We start from the raw sequence: 23,854 nt of genomic DNA, 5'->3' as shown, positions 1-23,854 counted from the left end.
TTCAGTGTTCCTCCTTTGCGTCAGGTGCCTTGGGGTCGGGCAGACCCAGCAGGGTCATGATGAGTGCCATGCGGATATAAACAGCATTCTGCACCTGCTCAAAATAGGCAGCGCGGGGGTCATCATCGACCTCCAGGGTGATCTCGTTCACGCGGGGGAGGGGGTGCAGCACGGCCATATGGGGCTTTGCCAGTGCCATTTTCTCTTTGGTCAGGATGTAACTGTTTTTCAGGCGGATGTAATCTTCCTCGTTGAAGAAGCGCTCTTTCTGCACGCGGGTCATGTACAGGATGTCCAGGTCGGCCATGGAATCCTCCAGGCTGCGGGTCTCCTTGTACTCAATGCCTTTGGCTTCCAGCACGTCCTTGATGATATAATCGGGTACTCGCAGCTCTTCCGGGCTGATGAGCACAAAGCGGACATTCTTGAAGCGGGCCATGGTCTTGATGAGGGAGTGGACGGGGCGGCCAAACTTCAGGTCGCCGCACAGGCCGATGGTCAGGTTGTCCAGCCGGCCCATCCGGCGGCGAATGGTCATCAGGTCGGTCATGGTCTGGGTGGGGTGCTGGTGGCCGCCGTCACCGGCGTTGATGACCGGGATGCGGGAATAACGGCTGGCGCGCAGCGGGGCACCCTCCTTGGGGTGGCGCATGGCGACGATATCGGCGTAGCAGGACACCACACGGATGGTGTCGGCCACACTCTCGCCCTTGGAAGCGCTGGAGACTGTTTCACTGGGGAAGCCCAGCACATGGCCGCCCAGGTTCAGCATGGCGGCCTCAAAGGAGAGGCGGGTGCGAGTGGATGGCTCGTAGAACAGGGTGGCAAGCTTTTTGTGCTCGGCGACGTTCTGGTAGGCGGCCGGATCGGCGCAGATGCGGTCGGCCAGACTCAACAGATTCATGATTTCTTCCTGGCTGAAGTCTAAAGGATCGATCAGATGACGCATGTTGTTCAGTTCCCTCCATCAAAGAAGCTTTCGAAGAATGGAAAAATCGAAGAAGTTGGTGTAGTAGCTCAACGAGCGCATAACCGGATGGCACAGACGGTTGTAGCAGACTTCGTCCAGCAGCAGCATCGCCTCGCCGGGGGCAAGCCGCATGGCTGCCCGGATGGCCTCGTCGCCGCAGCTGGCTTTCAGGTGGGCGACATTGGAGGCGATCTGCTGGTGACACTCCCGCTCCAGGATCTCGAAGATGTCGCCACTGAGGTCGATCCGGGTGTAATCCCGGCTGCCAAACAGCGCGCGCGGCAGGTAATCGATGGAGTAGATGACGGGAGTGGTGTCCGCCAGGATCCTCTTTTTGATGCAGATGACCTCATCCCCCACCTCGATACCGAGGTCCCGTGCCAGCTCTTCGCCTGCGCGGGTGGGGTAGATCTGGATGCCGTCTGCATGAGGATAGCTGCCGAAACTGCGGATCAGAGGATAGTATTCCAGTTTCTGGTCCAGGCGGCTGCGCAGGTTGAGCACGGTGCGGTTGACAACGGTGCCAATGCCGCGCACACGCTCAATGTATCCGGCGCGCTCCATCTCGCTCAGCGCGTCCCGGATCACGGTACGGCTGACACCGAGCTGGGCGGCAAGGTCTACCTCCGCAGGCAGGCGGTCGGCGTCCGCGTAGCGGCCGGTGCGCAGCTCCTGCAGCAGGGCAGCGACTACGCGGTCGCTGATGACAGCGCCGCCAAGACGGCTGGAAGGCGAAAGGCTGGAATCTTTCATGGTCGTTTTCCTCCGGTACACATGCAGGGTGAGCCCCGCAGAGACTTCAGGAGGCGGGCAGCAGCGCCCAAGAGCACAGACTGCCAGCATCCCTTCCATCAGTATAACATAAATTGACATTCTTTGAAATGGCATTTATACTGGAATCGCAAAGAAAGTATGATTTTATTTTGGGAGGGATTGCAGAAATGGAACTTTGTCTTCATCAGGTCCGCGGCAGGGCGGCGTCGCTGTCGGTCACGCTCCGGCAGTGTACGCGCGAAGAGGCCGAGACCGTCTACCGGCTCCAGAACGAGGTGCGAGCCATGATGCCGAACCCGGAGCTGTTCATGCCCGATACGCTGGAAAATATCCAGAGCTATCTCGAACACGACCTCTGCCTGGGCGCATGGGACGGCGAGCGGCTGGGGGCCTACTTTATCCTGCGGTACTGCGGGCACAGTGCGCACAACTACGCTGCGTTCATGGGCATTCCGGAGGCCGAGTGGGAGTACTGGGCCAATGCCGACAGCGTCATCGTCCACCCGGACTGGCGGGGCAATGGTCTGCAGCGCATCCTGCTGGAAGACGCGCTGCCGCTGCTTCGGCCCGGCATCGTGGGCATTGGGGCCACCGTCAGCCCCGGCAACCCCTACAGCCTGAATAACGCCAAAGCCAGCGGCTTTGAGATCGTTTCCCGGCGGGAGATGTACGGTGGGCATGACCGCTATCTGCTGGCAAAACACCTGTAAAGAAATGGAGGGAAATTGTATGAAAATCGTTGTGCTGGACGGCTATACGGAAAACCCTGGCGACCTGAGCTGGAGCGCTCTGGAGCAGCTGGGCGAGCTGGTGGTCTATGACCGCACTTCCTATGAGGAATCGGATCTCGTTGCCGAGCGCATTGGCGACGCCGATGTGGCCATCCTGAACAAGACCCCCATCTCCAAGGCCACCATGGATCAATGCCCCAACCTGAAACTGATCGCTGTACTGGCCACCGGATACAATGTAGTGGATATTGCCTATGCCAAGGAGAAAGGCATCCCCGTCTGCAACGTGCCCAACTACGGCGGCTACTCCGTCAGTCAGTTTGCCATTGCCCTGATGCTGGAGGCCTGCCTCCACATCGGCCATCACGACCGTACCGTCCACGAGGGCAAGTGGCAGAACGGCGAGGAGTGGTGCTACTGGGATTATCCCCTCATCGAGGTGGCAGGCAAGACCTATGGCCTGCTGGGCTGCGGCCGCATCGGCATCCACACTGCCGAGGCTGCCAAGGCGCTGGGAATGCACGTCATCGCCTATGACCGCTCCCCCTCCCAGGCCGCGAAGGACCTGGGCGTGGAGTTCGTGGAGCTGGACGACCTGTTTGCCCGCTCCGATGTGCTGGGCCTCCAGATGCCTCTGATGGACTTCAACACCGGCATCATCAACAAAGAGAACATCGCCAAGATGAAAGACGGCGTCATCATCATCAACAACAGCCGCGGCCAAATGGTGGTGGAACAGGACCTGGCCGACGCCCTCAACTCCGGCAAGGTGGCCTGTGCAGGTCTGGATGTCGTGTCCACGGAGCCCATCCGGGCCGACAACCCGCTGCTGAAAGCCAAGAACTGCATCATCACCCCGCACATGTCCTGGGGTTCCCGGAGCAGTCGCCAGCGCATTATGGACTGCACCGTGGAGAACGTCAGGGCGTTCCTGGCGGGCCAGCCCCAGAACGTGGTGAACAAGTGATCAGACTTCCTCAAGAAAAACAGGTGGTGGAGAAATGAAAAAGTGCATCGTTGTGTCGGATTCGTTCAAAGGCACCCTTTCCAGCCAGGAGATCTGCACCCTTGCGGCGCAGAGGCTGGAGGCGTATTTCCCCGGGTGCGAGGTGGTCAGGATTCCCGTGGCCGACGGTGGCGAGGGAACGGTGGCCTGCTTCCATGAGGCCTGCGGCGGCACGCTGGTCTCCGTGCCCGTCTCGGGCCCCTATGGGGAGGCCATCACGGCAGAATACTTACAGCTGCCCGGCGGGCAGGCCGTGATTGAGATGGCCTCGGCCGCCGGTCTGCCTCAGGTAGAAGATCGCAAAGACCCCTGTAAGACCACCACTTACGGCGTGGGTCAGCTCATCCGCCACGCCGTGGAGGCGGGCAGCCAGAACATCCTGCTGGGGCTGGGCGGAAGCTGCACCAACGATGGCGGCTGCGGCTGTGCGGCGGCGCTGGGGGTCCAATTCCTCCGGGCCGATGGCAGCGATTTTGTGCCCGTGGGCGGTACCCTGAGCGAGGTGGCGGACATCGACACGAAAGAAGCGGAAAAGCTGTTGGCGGGCGTCTCCCTCACCGCCATGTGCGATATCGATAACCCGCTCTACGGCCCAACCGGTGCGGCCTGCGTCTTTGCGCCCCAAAAGGGTGCCGATGAGGCCGCGGTAGTCTTTCTGGACGGGCAGCTCCGGGCGCTGGCCGGTGTCATCGAGGCAAAGCTGGGCCGTTCGGTAGCCGCTCTGCCCGGTGCAGGCGCGGCAGGCGGCCTGGGTGCTGGCATGGTGGCGTTCCTGGGGGCACAGCTGCGGCCCGGCATTGAGGCCGTGCTGGATCTGGTCCGGTTTGACGCCCGGCTGGACGGCTGTGACCTTGTCCTCACCGGCGAGGGGCGGCTGGACACCCAGAGCGTCCGGGGCAAGGTCATCAGCGGCGTGGCAAAGCACGCGAAAGAGAAGAGCGTGCCGGTGGTGGCCATCGTGGGCGGCGTCCTGCCGGAGGTGGAAGACCTCTGCGATGACCCGGCCTTGGGCCTGACCGCTGTGTTTTCCATCAACCGGCAGGCCATGGATTTTGCGCAGTCCCGTTACGCCAGCCGGGAAAACTACACCTACACCCTCAACAGCATTCTCCGCCTGCTGCGGGCAGCGGAAGCAAAATAAATGCCCCCGCGCCATTTCGGCGCGGAGGCATTGCGAAGCAGAACTCAGGCAGCCATGGCGGCGGACTCCGCGTGGAGCTTTTTGCGCACGACCATCAGGCAGATGAAGTGCACCAGCGCCGTTAAGATCCAGCTGATGGGGTAGCTGATGTACAGGGTGGTGGTGGAGCGGAACAGCTGGAACACCGTGGCGATCCAGACCAGACGGAGCAGGCAGCTGCCCACCAGACTGACGATCATGGGCATGACCGAGTAGCCCCGGCCGCGCAGGCAGCTGGCCAGCGTGTCCATGACACCGCAGAGGAAGTAAGTGGTGCAGATGATCCGCATTCGGGCCAGGCCCGCGGCCACCACGGCTTCATCGGTGGAGTAAAAGTGGAGCAGCAGGTTGCCGCCCAGGAACGCGCCGCCGCCCAGCAGCACGCCAATGCCCACCGCGCAGAGCAGGCAGTTGCGCATGACGCGGTCCAGGTTATCATACCGGCGGGCACCCATGTTCTGGCTGGTAAAGGTCACAGCGGCCTGTGCAAAGGCGTTCATGGCGGTGTAGACAAAGCCCTCGATGTTGGAGGCTGCCGAGTTGCCCGCCACGACCGTGGAGCCAAACGAGTTGACCGCCGACTGGATGACCACATTGGAGAGGCTGAACACTGTGCTTTGCAGGCCGGCCGGCAGGCCGATGAGCAAAATCTGGGTCAGGGCCCCTTTGTGGAAGCCCAGCTTGTGCAGGTCGAGGTGGAGGGGGCCCTCCTCTTTCAGAAGCAGGGCCGTGACCATGCAGGCGGAAACCGTCTGGCTGATGATGGTCGCCAGCGCGACGCCGGCCACGCTCATCTGGAAACCAATGACGAAGACCAGATTCAGGATGACATTGATGACGCCTGCCGTCGCCAGGCAGAACAGCGGCCGTTTGGTGTCGCCCACGGCCCGCAGCAGTGCCGAGCTGAAGTTGTACAGCATGGTCATGGGCATCCCGAGAAAGTAAATTTTCAGGTAGAGGGTGGCCAGGTCAATGACATCCTCCGGGCTGGACATCAGCTCCAACAGGCCCCGGGCCACAAAAAAGCCCACGCCCGCCAGCAGCACACCGCTGACAAGGCCCAGCGTCACCGCCGTGTGGACAGTATTCTGCACGCCCTGATCGTCCCGCGCGCCAAAGCAGCGGGCAGCCACAACGTTGGCACCCAGCGAGAGGCCCACAAACAGGTTGACCAGCAGGTTGATGAGGGCACCGTTGGAGCCCACCGCCGCCAGAGCGGTGCTGCCCGCAAAGCGGCCCACCGTCACAACGTCTGCTGCGTTGAACAGCAGCTGCAAAATGCTGGACGCCGCCAGCGGGAGCGAAAACAGGATGATTTTTTGCAGCATCGGGCCGCTGGTCAGATCGCCAGAACGGGAAATCTGCGCCATGGAAAATCCGCCTCCTTTGAACAAGCTTTTTCTTGCATTTCTTACACTTTGTATTGTTAAAATCGTTCCAAAATCAGTCCTGCCCGGAGGCAGAACGCAACTTCATATTATAGCACCCGGAGTGTAAAAAGCAAGTAAAAACGTAAAATGCTGAAAAGGAAGCGGAATGCGGCAGGCCGGGCGGGGCGGCAAGGGAAAAAACCAGCCAGATGATACAACAAAACAGGAGTTTTTCAAAAACCGATGCAGCCCATACTCGGAACAGGGCGTGCGGAAATCCGCCCCGCCGAATTGAAAATTGTCGAGCCCCTTGTTATAATAGGAGCGCAACCAAAACCAAAGGGAGGAACCTCCATGTATCGGAATGGAATCAAGCGGCTGCTGGCCGTTATTTTATCACTGGGCGGCATGATCTGCCTTTCGCCCCTGCTGCTGGTGCTCTGCATCGCCATCAAGCTGGATTCGCCCGGCCCGGTGTTTTTCAAGCAGAAACGGGTGGGCATCCACAAACAGCATTTCAACATCCTGAAATTCCGCACCATGCGGATCGACACCCCCCACGATATGCCCACCCATCTCCTCCACGACCCGGACCAGTATATCACCCGGGTGGGGCGGTTCCTGCGCAAGACCAGCCTGGACGAGCTGCCCCAGCTGTGGAACATCTTTGTGGGCGACATGGCGGTCATCGGCCCCCGGCCGGCCCTCTGGAACCAGTACGACCTGCTGGCCGAGCGGGACAAATACGGTGCCAACGATGTCCGCCCCGGCCTGACGGGCTGGGCCCAGATCCATGGCCGCGATGAGCTGGAGATCGCCGATAAGGCCCGGCTGGACGGCTACTATGTGGAGCACCTGAGCTTTGGGCTGGACGTGAAGTGCTTCTTTGGCACCATCAAGGCGGTGCTGGACCACGATGGTGTCGTGGAGGGCGGCACGGGGACGCTGCATCATAAAAAGTAAAACCTCTCAGTCTCGCTGGCATCGAGCAAAGCGAAGATGACGGAGAGGTTTAATCGGCGTTTCGGGTTGATTTATGCCGAAAATGTTATATAATAGGATAGATAACGGAACACCAAAAAGGAGGATTTCCATGAATCGCACCTACATCCAAGAGGTACCCAAGGAAATTGGAAACACGATCAAGGTGCAGGGTTTCATTGAGAACCTGCGCAACAGCAAGGCCATGGCCTTTATCGTGCTCAAAGATATTACCGGCAAGCTCCAGATCACCGTCGAGAAAGCCGACCACCCCGAGCTGGTGGACACCATCGACAAGCTGACCCCGGATTCGGTCATCACCGTCACCGGCAAGGTGATGGAGAACGATTACGTCAAGATGGGCGGCATCGAGATGATCCCCTCGGAGATCGAGATCGAGAGCATTGCGGATGCATTGCCCATCGTCCGCAAGGAGATCGCGGCCACCAAGAAGAAAAAAGCCGTCGAGCGCTCCAGCATCGACCAGCGCATTGATTATCGCTGGATCGACCTGCGCACCGATGAGAACCAGCTGATGTTCAAGGCACAGAGCTGCTTCGTCAACGCGATGCGCAAGTTCCTGCTGGATCGCAGCTTCATTGAGATCCACACCCCCAAGCTGATCGCCGCGGCCAGCGAGAGTGGCTCTGAGGTGTTCAAGGTGGATTACTTTGACCGCAATGCCTATCTGGCACAGAGCCCCCAGTTCTATAAGCAGATGGCCATGGCGGCTGGTTTCGAGCGCATTTTTGAGACGGGCCCTGTCTTCCGCGCCGAGAAGAGCTACACCAATAAGCACTCCACCGAGTTCTCCGGCTTTGACCTCGAGTTCAGCTACATCACCTCTTACCGTGATGTCATGAAGATGGAGGAGGAGCTGCTGACGGCCGGCCTGAAAGCCGTCAAGGAGGCTTACGGCGACCAGATCAAGGAGCTGTTCGGCCAGGAAGTCATCGTGCCGGAGACTCCGTTCCCCGTGGTCAAGCTGGCCGACCTGTACAAGGGCCTGGAAGAAGAGTTCGGCTACACCGTCGATGAGTCCGAAAAAGGCGATCTGACCACCGAGGCCGAGCGCCTGAGCTACGAGTGGGTCAAGAAGCACTACAACCACGAGTTCCTCTTCATCACCGATTATTCCGCGGAGAAGCGCGCGTTCTACCACATGCGCGACGAGAACGGCGTGCCCCAGGGCTACGACCTGATCTGGCGCGGCGTGGAGATCACCACCGGTGCCCAGCGTGAGCACCGCTACGAGGTGCTGAAGAAGCAGGCAGAGGAAAAGGGCCTGGCCGAGGACGTCAAGTTCTATCTGGAGTTCTTCCAGTATGGCTGCCCCCCGCACGGCGGCTTTGGCCTGGGCATCGACCGTCTGACCATGCTGCTCTGCGGCCTGTCCATCAAGGACGCGGAGTTCCTGTTCCGCGGCCCCAACCGTCTGACTCCGTGATGCGGCACAGTTCATAGAATGAATAACAAAAGGAGCGCTGTTTCGTTGGAAACAGCGCTCCTTTTTATCTGCGTATCTGAAACGGGAAAGGAGAAATTACTTCTTCATGTAGATGTGGTGGGGCAGGCCTGCGATGTACAGCGGGGTCAGCTCTGCCTGAATGAGCGGACGCGCGTAATCGAGGAAGTCCTCCGTCATCTGGGTATGGTTCTCGTTCATCCAGCTCAGCGGCACTTTCTTCTCCAGGTTTGCCACCTCGCTGATGGGGTGGAGCTCGGTGGTGCACTGGTACGGGCTGTTGGAGATGCGCTTCAGGGCGACCATCTGGCCGGTGACACCCTCAAAGGCGGCCTTGGCGGCAGCACCGCCGACCTGATAAGCCTCGGTGATGTCGGTGCGGCTGGTCAGGTGGCCAGCGCAGCGCTGCAGGGTAGAAAGCTCGATGCAACGGGTCTTGGTGTCCAGGCTGCGGGCCACGGTGTTGGCCAGGAAGCGGGCGGTACCGGTCAGGGCTTTGTGGCCGAATGCGTCCACCGCGTGCACATCGTCAGCCAGCTCGCAGACATAACGGCCATCCTCCAGCTTGACGCCCTCGGAGACGGCGATCACGATGCTGGGCTTCTTCTCCTGCATGACGCGGACTTTCTCAATGAAGTGGTCCACATTGAACGGGACTTCGGGCAGGCAGATCATATCCACGCCCTCGCAGTCATCGCCCTTGGCCAGAGCAGCGGCAGCGGTCAGCCAGCCGGCGTTGCGGCCCATGATCTCCACCACGGTGACATACTTGGTGCCGTAAACGGTAGCGTCACGGATGATCTCTTTCATCACCACGCCGATGTACTTGGCAGCAGAGCCGTAGCCGGGGGTGTGGTCAGTGACCATCAGGTCGTTGTCGATGGTCTTGGGCACGCCCATAAAGCGGATGTCGCTCTGGATGCGTGCGCCGTAATCTGCCAGCTTGCCGATGGTGTCCATGGAGTCGTTGCCGCCGATGTAGAAGAAGTAACCGATGTTCAGCTTCTCCAGGATGGCAAACAGCTTCTTGTACACAGCTTCATCGGTGTGCCAGTCCGGCAGTTTGTAGCGGCAGCTGCCCAGGAAGCTGGACGGCGTGCGCTTGAGCAGTTCGATGTCGAGGTCGTCCGTCAGCAGGGTGGACAGATCCACCACGCGCTCCTCCAGGAGGCCAGCAACACCGTTGCACATGCCGTATACGACATCGGCACCGCGGCTCTTGCAGCTCTCGAACACACCGGCCAGACTTGCGTTGATAACGGAAGTAGGACCGCCAGACTGACCAACGATTGCATTTTTACCCATGATGATTTCTCCTTTGTTTTTTTCTGTTTCGGCTTTTATTCTAAAATCGTGCAGGAAGCACGAAAACAGACGCGGAAAGGGGGACAAAGGCTTTGCCCGGCCGCCCGGGCAGAACAAGATTTACAGACGGATGTGGCGCGGAGTACCGTTGACGTAAACGGGGGTCACTTCGTCCAGAATCAGCGGGCGGGCGTACTCCTCAAAGGCCGCCGTCACCTGCATCCCGTCCGGGGTGATCCAGTCCAGGGGCACTTTTTTCTCCAGGTTTGCCACCTGCTGCACATCCACCGACTCGGTGATGCACTGGTAAGGGTAGCTGGAGATCCGCTTGAGGGCGATCATCCGGCCCGTCTCGCCTGCAAAGGCTGCTGCTGCGGCGGCGCCACCCACGGCGTAAGCCTCGTTCACGTCGGTGCGGCTGGCCAGATGGCTGGCGCAGCGCTGCAGGGTCGAGAACTCAATGGCGCGGCTCTTGCAGCCCAGCTTCTCGTGGATGAGCTCGGAGAGGTAGCGGCTGGTGCCGCTCAGGATGGCCTTGTGGCCAAAGGCGTCCAGCTGCCCGGCCCCGGAGACGAGGTCGCACAGGTAGGTGCCGTCAGCCGTCTTGACGCCCTCGCTGGCCGCGATGATGACATTGGGCTTGGTGCGCTGCAGCTCGTCCACCTTGGCCAGGAATTTTTCCGGGTCAAAGGGGACTTCCGGCAGGAGGATGAGATCCGGGCCGTCACAGTCCTCGCCGCCGGCCAGACAGGCCGCGCCGGCCAGCCAGCCCGCGTGGCGGCCCATGATCTCGGCCACCGTCACGCTGCGGATGTTGTAAACAGAGGAATCACGGATGACCTCCTTGAGGATGGTGGCAATGTACTTGGCGGCAGAGCCGTAGCCCGGCGTGTGGTCTGTCAGGCAGAGGTCGTTGTCGATGGTCTTGGGGACCCCGATGAACCGGACGCTGCTGCCCACCTTGGCTCCATAGCGGGAAAGCTTTGCAATGGTGTCCATGGAGTCGTTGCCGCCAATGTAGAACACCGCGCAGATGTCGTATTTGTCAAACAGGGTAAACAGTTTGACGAACGGGGTGGAATCCGTCTCCGGGTCCGGCAGCTTGAAACGGCAGCTGCCCAGATAGCTGGAGGGGGTGCGCTTGAGCAGCTCAATGCTCATGCGGTCGTCCAGCAGGACGTTCAGCTCCAGCAGCTCTTCCTTGAGCAATCCCTCAATGCCGTACTTCATACCGTAGACGGTATCCGCGCCCAGGCTGCGGGCCGCCTTGTACACGCCCGCCAGACTGGAATTGATGACGGCCGTGGGGCCGCCGCTCTGGCCGATGATGATGTTCTTGGCCATGAAAACCTCCTTCTTACCGATCCGAAAAAATTTCTACTTCCGCAGCCGCTTTCCGCGCGGCTCCCGCATGGTGTGCGATACGCCCTGCACTGCGTGTCGCGGCGGGAATGGTGAACCAACGGCTGCAAGTAGTACAAAAATGGTGACAGCATGTGAATGCACTTCAAGAAATAGGCACAAAACTGTCACATTTCTATTGTAACCGTTTTGCCTGTTGTATGCAAGCCCTAATTGGTTGCATGGGCAAAAAAATTATGCTACAATAAAACCCGCACAGTCTGAAAAATGGCTGCGCGGCGGATAACACGCAATTTTCCGGGCAGAATACCCGTATTATAAAGAAAAGAACTGGAAGAAAACGAGGGCGGAAAAAGACGATGGGCATTTCACATGAGTATCATGCTACCCGCGGCCATGGGCAGCGGGGCGGCGCAGGCGGCAAACTGCGGCTGCTGGGAGTTATTGCGGCCATTTTGATCTTGTCGTTTGCCATTACAGCCATTCTGGAAAATGGCCAGAAGCATCAGGACGAGGCAGAGCAGACGGCCACGGCAGGCACGGCGCAGAACATTCTGGCTCCGCTGCCCATGCAGGGCAGTGCCGGCGCGGACAGCGCCACGGCCAACGGTGACAGCAGTGCCACAGCCAACGCAGGCGGCGGTACGGCGGTGACACTGGAGCAGTTTGGCCCGGCCCGGCAGACGGCAGGGGCATATCACGTCAAAGCCTATGACAGCAGCGTGATCCGCCAGCCCGGCTGCGGACAGGTGGACCTGAGCTACTTCTCGGATGCCGCGTTCCTGGGCGACAGCCTGACGGTCGGCTTTTCGGACTACAGCATCAACCTGGGCGGGGCGCTCATCTGCGGCTACACAGGTGTTGGCCCGGATGCCATCGTCAACCGGAGCGCTGTCAAGAGCAGTGTGCGCGGGCAGGAAGTGGCGCTGGATGTGCTGGCAGCCGCGCGGCCCAAAAAGCTGTATCTCCTGCTGGGCACCAACACCCTGACCACACTGGGGGCGGCAGACCGCTTCCTGGCCTATTACGGCCAGATGCTGGACCTGCTGCGGCAGGCATTGGGGGACGACTGCGTGATCTATGTGCAGTCCATCCCGCCGGTACGGCCGGAAGCCGCGGCCGAAAAGCCGGGCCTCGCCAGTGATGTCCTCCGCTCGGTGAATGAGCAGCTGGCCCAGCTGGCAGCGCAGAAAGGCTGCGTTTATCTGGACCTGTGGGAGGCGATGGCAGACGGTGAGGGCAACCTGAAAGAGGTGCTGGCCGCCCCGGACGGCGTCCACTTCTCGGCGGGCAACGGCTACGGTGCCTGGGTCACCTACCTGCGCAACCACGCCAAGTATGCCTCCACCAATGCCTGGACCCTGGGCAGCGCGTACGCGGTGAACTGAAAATTTGTGATTGGAACAAACAAAAATCCCCGATGCTCTCGGTTGTGAGAACATCGGGGATTTTGTACGATTTGATTTTAACGCGGCAGCTTACTTCAGCTTGCTCTTGGCTTTCATGCGCTGCTCGTGGTTCAGGATCTGCTTGCGGATGCGCAGGTTCTCCGGGGTGACCTCCAGCAGCTCGTCAGGTGCCAGGAACTCCAGGCAGCCCTCCAGGCTCAGCTTGCTGATGGGGATGAGGCGCAGAGCGTCGTCAGAGCCGGAAGCACGGGTATTGGTCAGGTGCTTGGTCTTGCAGACGTTGACATCCACATCCTCGCCGGAAGCGGTGTAGCCGATGACCATGCCCTCGTAGACCTTTTCGCCAGCGCCCACCAGCAGAGTACCACGCTGCTGTGCGTTGAACAGGCCGTAGGTGACAGCCTCGCCGGTCTCAAAGCTGACCAGAGAACCGGTGGAGCGGTTGGCGATCATGCCAGCCCAGACGTCATAGCCGTCGAAGATCTGGTTGAGGATGCCCTCGCCGTGGGTATCGGTCAGGAACTGGTTGCGGTAGCCGAACAGGCCGCGGCTGGGCATCCGGAACTCCAGGCGGACACGGTCGGTGCCCAGGGACTCCATCTGCTGCAGGATGGCCTTGCGCTGGCCCAGGCCGGTCATGACAGCGCCCTGATACTGGGACGGGACGTCGATGACAACGTGCTCCATAGGCTCGTAGGTCTTGCCGTCGATGATCTTGGTCAGAACATGCGGGGGAGAGACCTGCAGCTCATAACCCTCACGGCGCATGGTCTCGATGAGGATGGACAGGTGCATCTCGCCACGGCCCATGACACGGAACGAATCGGTGGTGGCAGAGTCTTCCACTTTCAGAGCAACGTCTTTCAGCAGCTCTTTCTGCAGGCGGTCACGGATCTGACGGCTGGTGACGAACTTGCCCTCACGGCCAGCCAGGGGGCTGTCGTTGACAGAGAACGTCATCTCAACGGTCGGGTCGTTGATCTTGACAAAGGGCAGCGGCTCCACCTGGGAGGGGCTGCACAGGGTGTTACCGATGGTGACATCGGGCAGGCCGGAGAATGCGACGATATCGCCTGCGGTGATGTTGTCGCAGGGCTGACGGCCGTTGGCCTGGAAGTCATACAGCTTGGTCAGGCGGCCACGCATCTTCAGGTCGGGGTTGTGCCAGTCGCAGACGACGACTTCCTCGCCCACCTTGGCCACGCCGTTCTGGATGCGGCCAATGCCAATGCGGCCGACGAACTCGTTGTAGTCCACGGAGGACACCAGCATCTGGAACGGAGCCGCGGGGTCGCCCTCAGGCGGCTTGATGGTGCTCAGCAGGGTATCGAACAGGGGGACCAGATCGGTGCCGGGGACATCCGGATCCAGGCTGGCAGTGCCCTGACGGCCGCAGCAGAACAGCATGGGGCAGTCCAGCTGCTCATCGGTAGCGCCCAGATCCATCAGCAGGTAGAGCACTTCGTCGATGACTTCCTTAATGCGGGCATCAGGACGGTCAATCTTATTGATGGCCACCACCAGGCTCAGGTTCTGCTGCAGGGCCTTCTGCAGCACGAAACGGGTCTGGGGCATGCAGCCCTCGGCAGCGTCCACCAGCAGCAGAACGCCGTTGACCATCTTCAGCACGCGCTCCACCTCGCCGCCAAAGTCGGCGTGGCCCGGGGTATCAACAATGTTAATCTTGACGCCCTTGTAGGTGCAGGAGCAGTTCTTGGCCAGAATGGTAATGCCGCGCTCACGCTCGATATCGCCGCTGTCCATGACACGCTCGGCGACAACCTGGTTATCACGGAATGCACCGCTCTGATGCAGCATTGCGTCCACCAGAGTGGTTTTGCCGTGGTCAACGTGAGCGATAATGGCAACGTTGCGCAAATCGTTACGAACCATAAAAACAACCTCTCTATTTTGAATCTTGTGTAGAAGTTACGTCATACATTTTTCAGTTTATCGCAATTCAGGGTGGTTTGTCAAGATTGTCTAAAAAATTTTTCAAGGTTTCGGCGTTTTGCCCGAGAAACACGCTGCGATTTGGGCAGAAGACAACCGACGAATGTGGTATAATTGGGCTGGAATCCAAACCGTACCGGGAGGTGTGTTTATGAAACTGACATTTTTGGGTGCGAACCATGAGGTAACAGGCAGCTGTACACTGCTGGAAGCAGCCGGGCAGCGCTACCTGATCGACTGCGGCATGGAACAGGGCAAGGACATCTACGAGAACCAGCCCATCCCGGTGGCCCCAGGTGAGATCGACGGTGTGCTGGCGACGCATGCCCACATCGACCATACCGGCCTGCTGCCATTGCTGGTGCGCAACGGCTTCCGGGGTAAAATTTACGCCACCAAGCCGACCACGGAGCTGTGCGACATTATGCTGCGGGACTCGGCGCACATTCAGGAATTTGAAGCTGAGTGGAAAAACCGCAAGGCAAAGCGTGCCGGTGACGCCCCGGTTGAGCCGATGTACACGGTGCAGGACGCCGAAGCGGCCATGAAGCTGTTCATCGGCGTGGATTATGAGACGAAAGTGGAGCTGGCCCCCGGGCTGGAGATCCGCTTTGTGGACGTGGGCCATTTGCTGGGCTCCTCCAGCATCGAGATCTGGGTCACGGAAAACGGCAGCACCACCAAGCTGGTCTTCTCGGGGGATATCGGCAACACCAACCAGCCCCTCATCAAGGACCCGGCCTACATCACGGACGCCGACTATGTGGTGATGGAATCCACTTACGGCGACCGCCTCCACGGTCCCAAGCCCGATTATGTGGCGGAGCTGAGCAAGATTTTGCAGCGGACGTTCGACCGGGGCGGCAATGTGGTCATCCCCAGCTTTGCGGTGGGCCGCACCCAGGAGCTGCTCTACTTCATCCGGGAGATCAAGGAAAAAGGTCTTGTCACCGGCCACGGAAACTTCCCGGTCTACATCGACAGCCCGCTGGCCATTGAGGCCACCCGCATTTTCCAAAACACGGATGAAGAATGCTACGATACCGAGACCCGGGCGTTGCTGGACGCCAACATCAATCCGATCCAGTTCCCGGGGCTGCGGGTCAGCATCACCAGTGACGAATCCCGGATGATCAACGCCGACCCGGTGCCCAAAGTCATCCTTTCGGCCAGCGGCATGTGCGAGGCGGGCCGTATCCGCCACCACCTCAAGCATAACCTCTGGCGGCCGGAATGCACCATCCTCTTCGTGGGTTATCAGGCCGTGGGTACTCTGGGCCGCACCTTAATAGATGGGGCCACCACCGTCAAGCTTTTCGGCGAGACCATCGAGGTGCAGGCGGACATCTGCCAGCTGACCGGCCTCTCCGGCCACGCGGACAAGGACGGTCTGCTCCGCTGGGTCAACTCCTTTGAGCCCAAGCCCAAGCGGGTGTTCATCGTCCACGGCAACGATGAGGTGGAGGACATCTTCGCCCAGACCCTGAAAGAGCAGGGCTTCACGGCCAGCGCACCCTACAACGGCGAGCAGTGGGGCATCGGGGCCGAGGGCGCTGTCTGCATCAAGGAGGGCAATCGTGTCCACATTGAGCATCGGCTCGGCGAGAGTGCAAGCCGTGCCGCCACCGTCTTCCAGCGGCTGGTCAACGCCGGTAAGCGGCTGCTCCGCGTCATCGAGCACAACGAGGGCGGTGCCAACAAGGACCTGGCCAAGTTTGCCGACCAGATCAACGCCCTGTGCGACAAGTGGGACCGATAACGGCAAGCCAGATCATCATAGGGAAAACAATAAGATAAACCAAAAGCACCGTGGTTCCGAAGAGCCACGGTGCTTTTCTGCATGGAGCGGGCAATGGGAATCGAACCCACCTCCTCAGCTTGGAAGGCTGATATACTAGCCGATGTACGATGCCCGCATTTGCAGGGAATAGTATAGCATGTTCCGGCGCAAATGTCCAGCCCAATTTTTGTGTGTTCCTTAAAGCACCGGAAAAGAATTCCGGAACGGCCTTGCTTTTCCATACGGCTCTGCTACAATAGAAAAGAACGGAGGTAGAGAGGATGGAGCCGGAAGCAGAGATCATTCGTGCGCAGCTGTTTGCCTTGCAGGATGAAACATACCGCACCTTTCACAGTGCGTTGATGCCCACCGTGCCGCCGGAAACGGTGATTGGCGTGCGCGTTCCGGCTCTGCGCAGGCTGGCAAAACAGCTCGCGGGCACAGCGCAGGCAGAGGTGTTTTTACAGGCCCTGCCGCATGGATACTACGAAGAGAACAACCTCCACGCGTTCCTGATCGAGCTCATCCGGGACTACGACAGGGCGCTGGCTGAAACGGAAGCGTTCCTGCCCTACATCAACAACTGGGCCACCTGCGACTGCTTCTGCCCCAAAGTGTTTGCGAAGCACAAGAAGGAGCTGCTGGTGCCCATTCGCCGCTGGCTGGATTCGGGTGATGTATACACCGTGCGCTATGGCATGGAGATGCTGATGCGCTATTATCTGGATGATGCATTCCGGCCGGAATATCTGGAATGGGTGGCCGATGTGCGCAGCACGGAATACTATATCAATATGATGCGGGCATGGTATTTTGCCACGGCACTGGCAAAACAGCCGGATGCCGCGCTGCCGTGGCTCACAGAAAAGCGGCTGGATCTGTGGACCCACAACAAAGCCATCCAGAAAGCGGTGGAAAGCCGCCGCATTCCGCCCGGAATGAAGCAGCTGCTGCGCGGTCTGCGCAGCCGTTCATAAAAGCTTCCGGATTCCCGCGCAGATTTCCTGTTTACTTTATGCAGGTTTTATTGTAAAATAAACTATAGTAAAAATGCCGGGGTATGCCCCGACGGAAGATAGAACAGGCGGTGTTTGGATTATGGCATTGAAATATCAGCGTATCCTTCTTAAGATCAGCGGCGAAGCACTGGGCGGCGAAAAAGGAACGGGCTTTGATGAGCCCACCATGGACGCCATCTGCGGCGGCGTGAAGAAAGCCCATGAGCTGGGCGTGCAGATCGGCATTGTGGTTGGCGGCGGCAACTTCTGGCGCGGCCGTTCCAGCGGCAAGATGGAGCGCACCCTGGCCGATAAGATCGGGATGCTGGCAACGGTGATGAACGCGCTGGCCGTCTCCGACAAGCTGGAGCAGCTGGGTGTGCAGACCGAGGTATTTACCTCCATCACCATGCCGCAGGTGGCTCCGGCTTTTACCCGCAAGGATGCTCTGCGCGCCATGGAGGAGGGCAAGATCGCCATTTTCGGCGGCGGCACGGGCAACCCGTTCTTCTCCACCGATACCACCACGGCTCTGCGTGCCGTTGAGGTCTCGGCGGACATCATGTTCAAGGCCACCATGGTGGATGGCGTCTACGATAAGGATCCCCACAAGTACCCCGACGCCAAGAAGTACGATACCCTGACCTTTACCAAGGTGCTGGAAGACCGGTTGGCCGTTATGGACGGCACGGCTGCCACTCTCTGCCGGGACAACAAGCTCCCCATCCTCGTGTTTGACCTGGCCGACCCGGACAACATTGCCCGCGCCGTGCAGGGCGAGAATGTGGGGACGCTGGTCTACGAGGGCTGAGATAATATCCCGAACGCCATCATAGAATGAACCAGCCGCGCTTTGGCTGGTTAATGATAAGAAACAGGAGACTAGGACAATGAGCAGCAACACCAAGGCATTTGAAGAGAAAATGAAGAGCTCTGTGGAGCATCTGAACCGTGAGCTGGCCGCTGTGCGTGCAGGCCGCGCAAACCCCGCTGTGCTGGATAAGGTCAGCGTGGATTACTATGGTGCGCCCACTCCCATCCAGCAGGTGGCATCCGTGGCCGTCAGCGAGGCCCGCACCCTGACCATTACTCCCTGGGATCGCAGCCTGCTGCGCGCCATCAGCAAGGCCATCATGGCCAGCGATGTGGGCATCACCCCCATTGACGACGGCCAGACCATCCGCCTGAACTTCCCGGCTCCCAACGAGGAGCGCCGCAAGCAGCTGGCTAAGGAAGTCTCCAAGCTGGGCGAGGAGGCCAAGGTGGCTGTCCGCAATGTCCGCCGCGAGGCCATGGACAAGGCCAAGGTGATGAAGAAGACCGGTGAGCTGACCGAGGACACCCAGAAGACGATGGAAGAGGATGTCCAGAAGCTGACGGACAAGTATATCAAGAACATTGACGCCGCTGTTGAAGAAAAGCAGAAAGAGATCATGTCCGTCTGATCGGCCGCGGTAAACGAAAAACAGGAGGTGCCGTGCGCTTGGAACAGGTGCGCGGCACTTTTTTCCAGACCCGGGGAGGGGAGACCCTCTCCACAAACGCAGGAGGATCTTTCATGAACCATCCCAAAGAATTTGCCGAGGGCCTGTCTATCGGCATCATTATGGACGGCAACGGCCGCTGGGCCAAGCAGCGGGGCCTGCCCCGCACGGCCGGGCACAAAAAGGGCGCCGCCGTCTTCCAGGACATCGCCAACTACTGCGAGGAGCTGGGGGTTTCGTCGGTGTATTTCTACGCGTTCTCGACGGAAAACTGGAAGCGCCCGCTGGAAGAAGTCAGCGCCATCATGAAGCTGTTTGGCGAGTACCTGCTCAAGGGCTTCAATTATAAGGACCGCAACATCCGCATCAAGTTCCTGGGCGACCGCGCCGCGCTGGATCCCAAGCTCCAGAAGCTGATGAACGAGCTGGAGGAAGACTCCGCTCACAAGACGGGCATGACCCTGAACATTGCCGTCAACTACGGCGGCCGCCCGGAGATCGTGCGGGCGGCCCGGCAGCTGGCCGAGAAAGTCAAGGCCGGGGAACTTCAGCCGGAGGACATCACCGAGGAGATGATGTCGGACGCCATGTATACCACCGGCCAGAAAGACCCGGATTTCATCCTCCGTCCCTCGGGCGAGAAGCGGCTGTCCAACTTCATGCTCTGGCAGGCTGCCTATTCCGAGCTGGTAGAGATGGATGTTCTCTGGCCTGATTTCACCCGCGACGACCTGGACGCCGCCATCACGGAATTCAACAAGCGCTCCCGTCGGTTCGGCGGCATCTGAACAAAAGCCGCCCCGGCAGATTTCCAAAGGAGAAACAAAACCCTATGAAAACAAGAATCATCACAGCCGTTGTGGGCATCGTCGTCCTCATTGGCGTTCTGTTCACGTTTGACACCCTGATCTTTAATCTGGTCATCACGGCCATCACCCTCATTGCCCTCCATGAAATTTACGCGGCTCTCGGTTTTGAGAAGCAGGGCTGGCCGCTCTTTGGGGTTCTGGTGCCATACACATTCCTGGTCATGCTGTCGAGTTATGAGCTCTACCGCCGTCTGGTCATGCCCGCCTCGTTCCTGGTGGTGCTGTTCTATGCCATCTATCTGGTGGTGCGCAACGGGACCATCAGCTACCAGAAAGCCAGCGGCCTTGCGATGTTTTCGGGCATTGTGATCTTCTGCTTCTACTCGTTCATCCGGCTCAAGGAGCTGCTGCCTGTGGAGGAGTACGGCTATGACGCCGTCTTCTTCATCCTGCTCATCCTCTGCTTTGCCTGGGGCGGCGATACCTGCGCCTACTTTGCAGGCCGCGCGTTCGGCAAGCACAAGCTCTGCCCGGTGGTCAGCCCTAAAAAGACCGTGGAGGGTGCCATTGGCGGCGTGCTGGGCACGATGGTGTTCGGCGTGGCGGCGACCCTCATTTATTCCATCGCGGCGGACCGGATGGAGGCCTTTACCCGCTCCAACATCGGTGTTTCGATGTACGTTGTCATTGCGCTGCTGGCCTGTGTGGCGGCGGTGCTGGGCATTTATGGCGACCTGTTTGCCAGCGTGGTCAAGCGCCAGTGCGGCATCAAGGATTACGGCACCATTTTCCCGGGCCATGGCGGCATCCTGGACCGCTTTGACAGTGTGATGTTCATTGCACCGTTCGTCACCATGGTGATCACGGCGGTCTTCTATCAGTAACCATAGGAGGAAGCTTTTTATGTCGAAAAAAATTACGCTTCTGGGCTCCACCGGTTCCATCGGCACCCAGAGTCTGGATGTCATCCGTGCACAGGGCTATGAGGTGTTTGGCCTCTCGGCCCACAGCCACGTGGATAAAATTCTCGAACAGGTGGAGGAATTTCACCCCAAGTACGTCTGCATGACCAACCCTGAGGCTGCCGCCAAACTGGACGCGGCCCTCTCCGGACGTGCCAACGCGCCCAAGCTGCTGGTGGGCCCCGAGGGCCTGAAAGAGCTGGCCGCCATGGACGGCACCGATGTGGTGCTGAACAGCGTGGTGGGGATCGCGGGTCTGGGTGCCAGCCTGACCGCCATTGAGAGCGGCCACGATCTGGCGCTGGCCAACAAAGAGAGCCTTGTCACGGGCGGCCATCTGGTCACTCAGGCGGTGGCAAAGCACGGCGTCAAGCTGCTGCCCGTGGACAGTGAGCACTCTGCCATCTTCCAGTGCCTGCAGGATAAAGAGAGCGCCAAGAGTCTGACCAAGATTCTGCTCACGGCTTCCGGCGGCCCGTTCTTCGGGATGAAGACCGAGGAGCTGCGGGGCAAGACCAAGGCCGATGCCCTCAAGCACCCCAACTGGAACATGGGCGCCAAGATCACCATTGACTCCGCTACCCTGATGAACAAGGGTCTGGAGCTCATCGAGGCCGTCTGGCTGTTCGGCCTGCCCCCGGAAAAAATCCAGATCGTGGTCCAGCGCCAGAGCATCGTCCACTCGGCCGTGCAGTACAGCGACAACTCCATCATTGCACAGCTGGGCGTGCCCGATATGCGCATTCCCATCCAGTATGCCCTGACCTACCCGGCCCGTGTGCCGGGCGTGGTGCCGGAGCTGGATTTCACCACCCTCAAACTGCTGACCTTTGATGTGGCTGACGAAGAGACGTTCCGCTGCCTGGCGGCCTGCAAAAAGGCCATCAAGAAAGGCGGCCTCGGCCCCTGCGCCGCCAACGGTGCCAACGAGGAGGCCGTCAAGCTCTTCCTCGAAGACAAGATCGGCTTCCTGGACATTGGCCGTCTGGTGGAGGCTGTGGTGGACAGCGACAGCTTTGGCGGCGACTATACCCTCGCTGATGTGTATGAGTGCGACAAGATGGCTCGCGCGTTCGTGCGGGCACACCTGTAAACCGGAGAAGCTATGTCTTTTATTATCACGTTTCTGGCAGCCCTCTTTGTCTTTGGCGCGGTGATCGCCATTCACGAGTTTGGCCACTTTGCGGTGGCAAAGCTCTGCGGCGTGCGGGTCAACGAGTTTTCCATTGGCATGGGCCCGGCGCTGTGGCATAACATTTACCATGGCACCCAGTACAGCCTGCGGCTGCTCCCGGTGGGCGGCTATGTGGCGCTGGAGGGCGAGGAAAGCCCCGAAAGCCAGCAGGCGGAGACCCTCCGCGACACGCCAGAGCCTCCCCTGACAGGGGAGATGGCTGCGCGGCAGCCGGAGAGGTTTGGCAAGCCCCTGAACGAGGCGGCCGTCTGGCAGCGGATGCTGGTGATGGCGGCCGGCGCGTTCATGAACTTTGTGCTGGGCTTTGTGGTGCTGGTGCTGCTGATCTCCGCCCGGAACGAGCCCATCACCAGCCGGGTCATTTATAAAATCAACGAGGGGGCGCTCTGCGGCCAGACAGGTCTGGAAGCAGGGGACAAGGTGCTGGCCGTCAACGGACGGCGGTGCTTTGTGGCCAACGATATGATCTATGAACTGGTGCGCACCGAGCAGTACCGCGCGGATTTTACCGTCCTGCGGGATGGCAAGACTGTGGAACTGCCGGATGTCCAGTTTGATACCTGGGTGGATGACTCCGGCGAGACCCATATGAGCCTCGGCTTTACGGTCTACGGCATCCAGAAAACGCCCCTCAATGTCCTGAAAGAGGCGGGCAACAGCGTGCTCTATTACGGGCGGATCATTTACACCTCGCTGGCGGACCTTGTGCGCGGGCGGGAGAGCATCAACGATCTTTCCGGCCCGGTGGGCATCGTAACAGCCATCGGGCAGGCGGCCAGCTATGGCTGGCAGGATCTGCTGGAACTGCTGGCGCTCATTACCATCAATGTGGGCATCCTCAATCTGCTGCCGTTCCCGGCGCTGGATGGCGGCAAGATCGTTTTCCTCCTGATCGAGGGGATCACGGGCTATGCCGTGCCGGAAAAGATCCAGGGCAGCCTGACCGTGGCGGCTTTTGCGCTGTTGTTCGGTCTGATGATTTTTGCAACGTACAACGATATTCTCCGGCTCATTACCGGGGCGATTTGACGAAAGGAAGTAAACCATGCGGCAGCTGAAACGAGAAGTGAAGATCGGCAATGTGACCATCGGCGGCAAAAACCCCATCGCCGTGCAGACCATGCTGAATGTTCCGGTGGAGGATATTGAGGGCAACGTGGCCCAGGCCAAGCGCTGTGAGGCAGCAGGCTGCCAGATCCTGCGGGTGACCTGCCCCAGTGCCGCCGATGCCAAGTGCATCGAGGCGGTCAAAAATGCCGTCAACATCCCCATCGTGGCGGACATCCATTTTGATTACAAGGCTGCACTGGCCTGTGCGGACGTGGGCGTGGATAAAATTCGCATCAACCCGGGCAACATCGGCGACGATGACCGCGTGAAAGCCGTCGTGCAGGCCTGCCAGCAGAAGAATATCCCCATCCGCATCGGCGTCAACGGCGGCAGCTTGGAAAAGCACATCCTGGCCAAGTACGGCGCTCCCGTGCCGGAGGCCATGGTGGAGAGCGCCCTGTATCACGTCCGTCTACTGGAAAAGTTTGATTTCAACAACATCGTCATCTCCATCAAGAACTCCAACGTGCCCCGCATGATGGAGGCATACCGCCAGCTGAGTGCCGTGACGGACTACCCGCTGCATGTGGGCGTCACCGAGGCTGGCACCTACCAGATGGGCCTGCTCAAGAGCGGCATGGGCATTGGCGGAATGCTGCTGGAGGGCATCGGCGATACCATCCGTGTCTCGCTGGCTGCCGAGCCGGAAAAAGAGGTGGAAGCAGGCTACAACATCCTGCGTGCCGTCGGCTTCCCGGTGGCGGGCCCGGAGGTCATCACCTGCCCCACCTGCGGCCGCACCCAGTACCCCTGCACCGAGATCGCCAACGAGGTGGAAAAGCGTCTGCAGGGCTATAAGAAATCCATCAAGGTGGCCGTTATGGGCTGTGTCGTCAACGGCCCCGGTGAGGCCCGCGAGGCCGACATCGGCATTGCCGGCGGCAAGGGCGAGGCGGTGCTGTTCATCCACGGCCAGCCCATCAAGAAGCTGACGGGTGACAACATCCTCGATCAGTTCATGGATGAGATCTATAAGTTGTAAGAGTGCGTAAAGCGCTCAGGGAGCTTTC

Annotated in this window: 21 protein-coding genes and 1 tRNA gene; 15 read left to right on the top strand and 7 right to left on the bottom strand. The window is 59.7% G+C overall.

The features are described from left to right. Nucleotide 1: 1 nt before the first annotated feature. A complete protein-coding gene (pyrB, locus tag C4N22_RS02205; RefSeq protein WP_112147832.1) occupies nt 2–949 on the bottom strand; it encodes an aspartate carbamoyltransferase in 948 nt (315 codons plus the stop codon). 18 nt (nt 950–967) lie between these two features. Continuing rightward, a complete protein-coding gene (locus tag C4N22_RS02200) occupies nt 968–1,723 on the bottom strand; it encodes a GntR family transcriptional regulator (RefSeq protein ID WP_022256147.1) in 756 nt (251 codons plus the stop codon). Nucleotides 1,724–1,911: 188 nt separating this feature from the next. Between C4N22_RS02200 and C4N22_RS02195 the strand changes: the two genes are divergently transcribed. From C4N22_RS02195 to C4N22_RS02185, 3 genes are read left to right on the top strand one after another with little or no spacing between them, the layout of a single operon-like run. After that, entirely contained in the window at nt 1,912–2,454 is a 543-nt protein-coding gene (locus C4N22_RS02195) for a GNAT family N-acetyltransferase (RefSeq protein WP_112147831.1), read from the top strand. Between the two features lie 19 nt (nt 2,455–2,473). Further along, the gene (locus C4N22_RS02190; RefSeq protein ID WP_112147830.1) at nt 2,474–3,442 is read left to right on the top strand and encodes a D-2-hydroxyacid dehydrogenase; all 969 of its coding nucleotides are present in this window, start codon (nt 2,474–2,476) and stop codon (nt 3,440–3,442) included. A gap of 34 nt (nt 3,443–3,476) precedes the next feature. Further along, a complete protein-coding gene (locus C4N22_RS02185) occupies nt 3,477–4,622 on the top strand; it encodes a glycerate kinase family protein (protein ID WP_112147829.1) in 1,146 nt (381 codons plus the stop codon). A 44-nt stretch (nt 4,623–4,666) separates the two neighbouring features. On the opposite strand, the gene C4N22_RS02180 is transcribed toward C4N22_RS02185, so the two are convergent. Beyond that, nucleotides 4,667–6,031 (bottom strand): MATE family efflux transporter, encoded by a 1,365-nt coding sequence (locus C4N22_RS02180; protein WP_112147828.1) that lies wholly within the window; start codon nt 6,029–6,031, stop codon nt 4,667–4,669. A gap of 354 nt (nt 6,032–6,385) precedes the next feature. Here C4N22_RS02180 and C4N22_RS02175 point away from each other — a divergent pair, with 354 nt between their 5' ends. Further along, the gene (locus C4N22_RS02175; protein WP_022256142.1) at nt 6,386–6,994 is read left to right on the top strand and encodes a sugar transferase; all 609 of its coding nucleotides are present in this window, start codon (nt 6,386–6,388) and stop codon (nt 6,992–6,994) included. A gap of 130 nt (nt 6,995–7,124) precedes the next feature. After that, nucleotides 7,125–8,459 carry an aspartate--tRNA(Asn) ligase gene (aspS, locus tag C4N22_RS02170; RefSeq protein WP_112147827.1) on the top strand — a complete coding sequence of 445 codons (1,335 nt, stop codon included), beginning with the start codon at nt 7,125–7,127 and terminating at the stop codon, nt 8,457–8,459. A gap of 96 nt (nt 8,460–8,555) precedes the next feature. Here the strand turns inward: aspS and C4N22_RS02165 are convergent, their stop codons facing one another. Together C4N22_RS02165 and C4N22_RS02160 are read right to left on the bottom strand one after the other, a co-directional pair. Beyond that, the gene (locus C4N22_RS02165) at nt 8,556–9,782 is read right to left on the bottom strand and encodes a 6-phosphofructokinase (protein WP_112114689.1); all 1,227 of its coding nucleotides are present in this window, start codon (nt 9,780–9,782) and stop codon (nt 8,556–8,558) included. A gap of 120 nt (nt 9,783–9,902) precedes the next feature. Continuing rightward, complete coding sequence (locus C4N22_RS02160) at nt 9,903–11,126, bottom strand: 6-phosphofructokinase (protein WP_112114690.1); 1,224 nt, start codon at nt 11,124–11,126, stop codon at nt 9,903–9,905. Nucleotides 11,127–11,503: 377 nt separating this feature from the next. On the opposite strand from C4N22_RS02160, the gene C4N22_RS02155 reads away from it, so the two are divergent. Further along, the gene (locus C4N22_RS02155; protein WP_112147826.1) at nt 11,504–12,532 is read left to right on the top strand and encodes a GDSL-type esterase/lipase family protein; all 1,029 of its coding nucleotides are present in this window, start codon (nt 11,504–11,506) and stop codon (nt 12,530–12,532) included. 90 nt (nt 12,533–12,622) lie between these two features. Here the strand turns inward: C4N22_RS02155 and typA are convergent, their stop codons facing one another. Further along, nucleotides 12,623–14,446 carry a translational GTPase TypA gene (gene typA, locus C4N22_RS02150; protein ID WP_112147825.1) on the bottom strand — a complete coding sequence of 608 codons (1,824 nt, stop codon included), beginning with the start codon at nt 14,444–14,446 and terminating at the stop codon, nt 12,623–12,625. Between the two features lie 211 nt (nt 14,447–14,657). On the opposite strand from typA, the gene C4N22_RS02145 reads away from it, so the two are divergent. Beyond that, nucleotides 14,658–16,265: an MBL fold metallo-hydrolase RNA specificity domain-containing protein gene (locus C4N22_RS02145; RefSeq protein WP_022256808.1), complete on the top strand. Its 1,608-nt coding sequence runs from the start codon at nt 14,658–14,660 to the stop codon at nt 16,263–16,265. An 82-nt stretch (nt 16,266–16,347) separates the two neighbouring features. On the opposite strand, the gene C4N22_RS02140 is transcribed toward C4N22_RS02145, so the two are convergent. Further along, nucleotides 16,348–16,422 (bottom strand) — tRNA-Gly (locus C4N22_RS02140). 145 nt (nt 16,423–16,567) lie between these two features. Between C4N22_RS02140 and C4N22_RS02135 the strand changes: the two genes are divergently transcribed. The 8 genes from C4N22_RS02135 (at nt 16,568) to ispG (ending at nt 23,826) form a co-directional block, all read left to right on the top strand. Then, entirely contained in the window at nt 16,568–17,263 is a 696-nt protein-coding gene (locus C4N22_RS02135) for a DNA alkylation repair protein (RefSeq protein ID WP_112147824.1), read from the top strand. 121 nt (nt 17,264–17,384) lie between these two features. Further along, nucleotides 17,385–18,095, top strand: coding sequence for a UMP kinase (pyrH, locus tag C4N22_RS02130; protein WP_022256806.1), 711 nt, complete (start codon nt 17,385–17,387; stop codon nt 18,093–18,095). A 79-nt stretch (nt 18,096–18,174) separates the two neighbouring features. Beyond that, nucleotides 18,175–18,729 carry a ribosome recycling factor gene (gene frr / locus C4N22_RS02125; protein WP_112147823.1) on the top strand — a complete coding sequence of 185 codons (555 nt, stop codon included), beginning with the start codon at nt 18,175–18,177 and terminating at the stop codon, nt 18,727–18,729. A gap of 113 nt (nt 18,730–18,842) precedes the next feature. Continuing rightward, complete coding sequence (uppS, locus tag C4N22_RS02120) at nt 18,843–19,556, top strand: polyprenyl diphosphate synthase (protein ID WP_112114695.1); 714 nt, start codon at nt 18,843–18,845, stop codon at nt 19,554–19,556. Nucleotides 19,557–19,600: 44 nt separating this feature from the next. Further along, complete coding sequence (locus C4N22_RS02115) at nt 19,601–20,461, top strand: phosphatidate cytidylyltransferase (protein WP_112147822.1); 861 nt, start codon at nt 19,601–19,603, stop codon at nt 20,459–20,461. A 19-nt stretch (nt 20,462–20,480) separates the two neighbouring features. Beyond that, entirely contained in the window at nt 20,481–21,632 is a 1,152-nt protein-coding gene (gene dxr / locus C4N22_RS02110) for a 1-deoxy-D-xylulose-5-phosphate reductoisomerase (RefSeq protein WP_112114697.1), read from the top strand. A gap of 12 nt (nt 21,633–21,644) precedes the next feature. Then, nucleotides 21,645–22,763, top strand: coding sequence for a M50 family metallopeptidase (locus tag C4N22_RS02105; protein ID WP_112147821.1), 1,119 nt, complete (start codon nt 21,645–21,647; stop codon nt 22,761–22,763). 16 nt (nt 22,764–22,779) lie between these two features. After that, a complete protein-coding gene (ispG, locus tag C4N22_RS02100; protein ID WP_022256801.1) occupies nt 22,780–23,826 on the top strand; it encodes a flavodoxin-dependent (E)-4-hydroxy-3-methylbut-2-enyl-diphosphate synthase in 1,047 nt (348 codons plus the stop codon). The last annotated feature ends 28 nt before the right edge of the window (nt 23,827–23,854 follow it).

This window comes from Faecalibacterium prausnitzii, assembly GCF_003287495.1.
Taxonomy (GTDB): Bacteria; Bacillota; Clostridia; order Oscillospirales; family Ruminococcaceae; genus Faecalibacterium; species Faecalibacterium prausnitzii_I.
This window is presented reverse-complemented; position numbering and strand designations above follow the sequence as displayed.

Bases quoted from the DNA above. Each gene is read 5' to 3' on its own strand.
- frr (WP_112147823.1), top strand. From the start codon at position 18,175: ATGAGCAGCAACACCAAGGCATTTGAAGAGAAAATGAAGAGCTCTGTG.
- C4N22_RS02180 (WP_112147828.1), bottom strand. From the start codon at position 6,031: ATGGCGCAGATTTCCCGTTCTGGCGATCTGACCAGCGGCCCGATGCTG.
- C4N22_RS02195 (WP_112147831.1), top strand. From the start codon at position 1,912: ATGGAACTTTGTCTTCATCAGGTCCGCGGCAGGGCGGCGTCGCTGTCG.
- C4N22_RS02185 (WP_112147829.1), top strand. From the start codon at position 3,477: ATGAAAAAGTGCATCGTTGTGTCGGATTCGTTCAAAGGCACCCTTTCC.
- C4N22_RS02135 (WP_112147824.1), top strand. From the start codon at position 16,568: ATGGAGCCGGAAGCAGAGATCATTCGTGCGCAGCTGTTTGCCTTGCAG.
- C4N22_RS02160 (WP_112114690.1), bottom strand. From the start codon at position 11,126: ATGGCCAAGAACATCATCATCGGCCAGAGCGGCGGCCCCACGGCCGTC.
- C4N22_RS02115 (WP_112147822.1), top strand. From the start codon at position 19,601: ATGAAAACAAGAATCATCACAGCCGTTGTGGGCATCGTCGTCCTCATT.
- C4N22_RS02190 (WP_112147830.1), top strand. From the start codon at position 2,474: ATGAAAATCGTTGTGCTGGACGGCTATACGGAAAACCCTGGCGACCTG.
- typA (WP_112147825.1), bottom strand. From the start codon at position 14,446: ATGGTTCGTAACGATTTGCGCAACGTTGCCATTATCGCTCACGTTGAC.
- C4N22_RS02200 (WP_022256147.1), bottom strand. From the start codon at position 1,723: ATGAAAGATTCCAGCCTTTCGCCTTCCAGCCGTCTTGGCGGCGCTGTC.
- C4N22_RS02145 (WP_022256808.1), top strand. From the start codon at position 14,658: ATGAAACTGACATTTTTGGGTGCGAACCATGAGGTAACAGGCAGCTGT.
- pyrH (WP_022256806.1), top strand. From the start codon at position 17,385: ATGGCATTGAAATATCAGCGTATCCTTCTTAAGATCAGCGGCGAAGCA.
- aspS (WP_112147827.1), top strand. From the start codon at position 7,125: ATGAATCGCACCTACATCCAAGAGGTACCCAAGGAAATTGGAAACACG.
- uppS (WP_112114695.1), top strand. From the start codon at position 18,843: ATGAACCATCCCAAAGAATTTGCCGAGGGCCTGTCTATCGGCATCATT.
- pyrB (WP_112147832.1), bottom strand. From the start codon at position 949: ATGCGTCATCTGATCGATCCTTTAGACTTCAGCCAGGAAGAAATCATG.
- C4N22_RS02105 (WP_112147821.1), top strand. From the start codon at position 21,645: ATGTCTTTTATTATCACGTTTCTGGCAGCCCTCTTTGTCTTTGGCGCG.
- C4N22_RS02175 (WP_022256142.1), top strand. From the start codon at position 6,386: ATGTATCGGAATGGAATCAAGCGGCTGCTGGCCGTTATTTTATCACTG.
- C4N22_RS02155 (WP_112147826.1), top strand. From the start codon at position 11,504: ATGGGCATTTCACATGAGTATCATGCTACCCGCGGCCATGGGCAGCGG.
- ispG (WP_022256801.1), top strand. From the start codon at position 22,780: ATGCGGCAGCTGAAACGAGAAGTGAAGATCGGCAATGTGACCATCGGC.
- dxr (WP_112114697.1), top strand. From the start codon at position 20,481: ATGTCGAAAAAAATTACGCTTCTGGGCTCCACCGGTTCCATCGGCACC.
- C4N22_RS02165 (WP_112114689.1), bottom strand. From the start codon at position 9,782: ATGGGTAAAAATGCAATCGTTGGTCAGTCTGGCGGTCCTACTTCCGTT.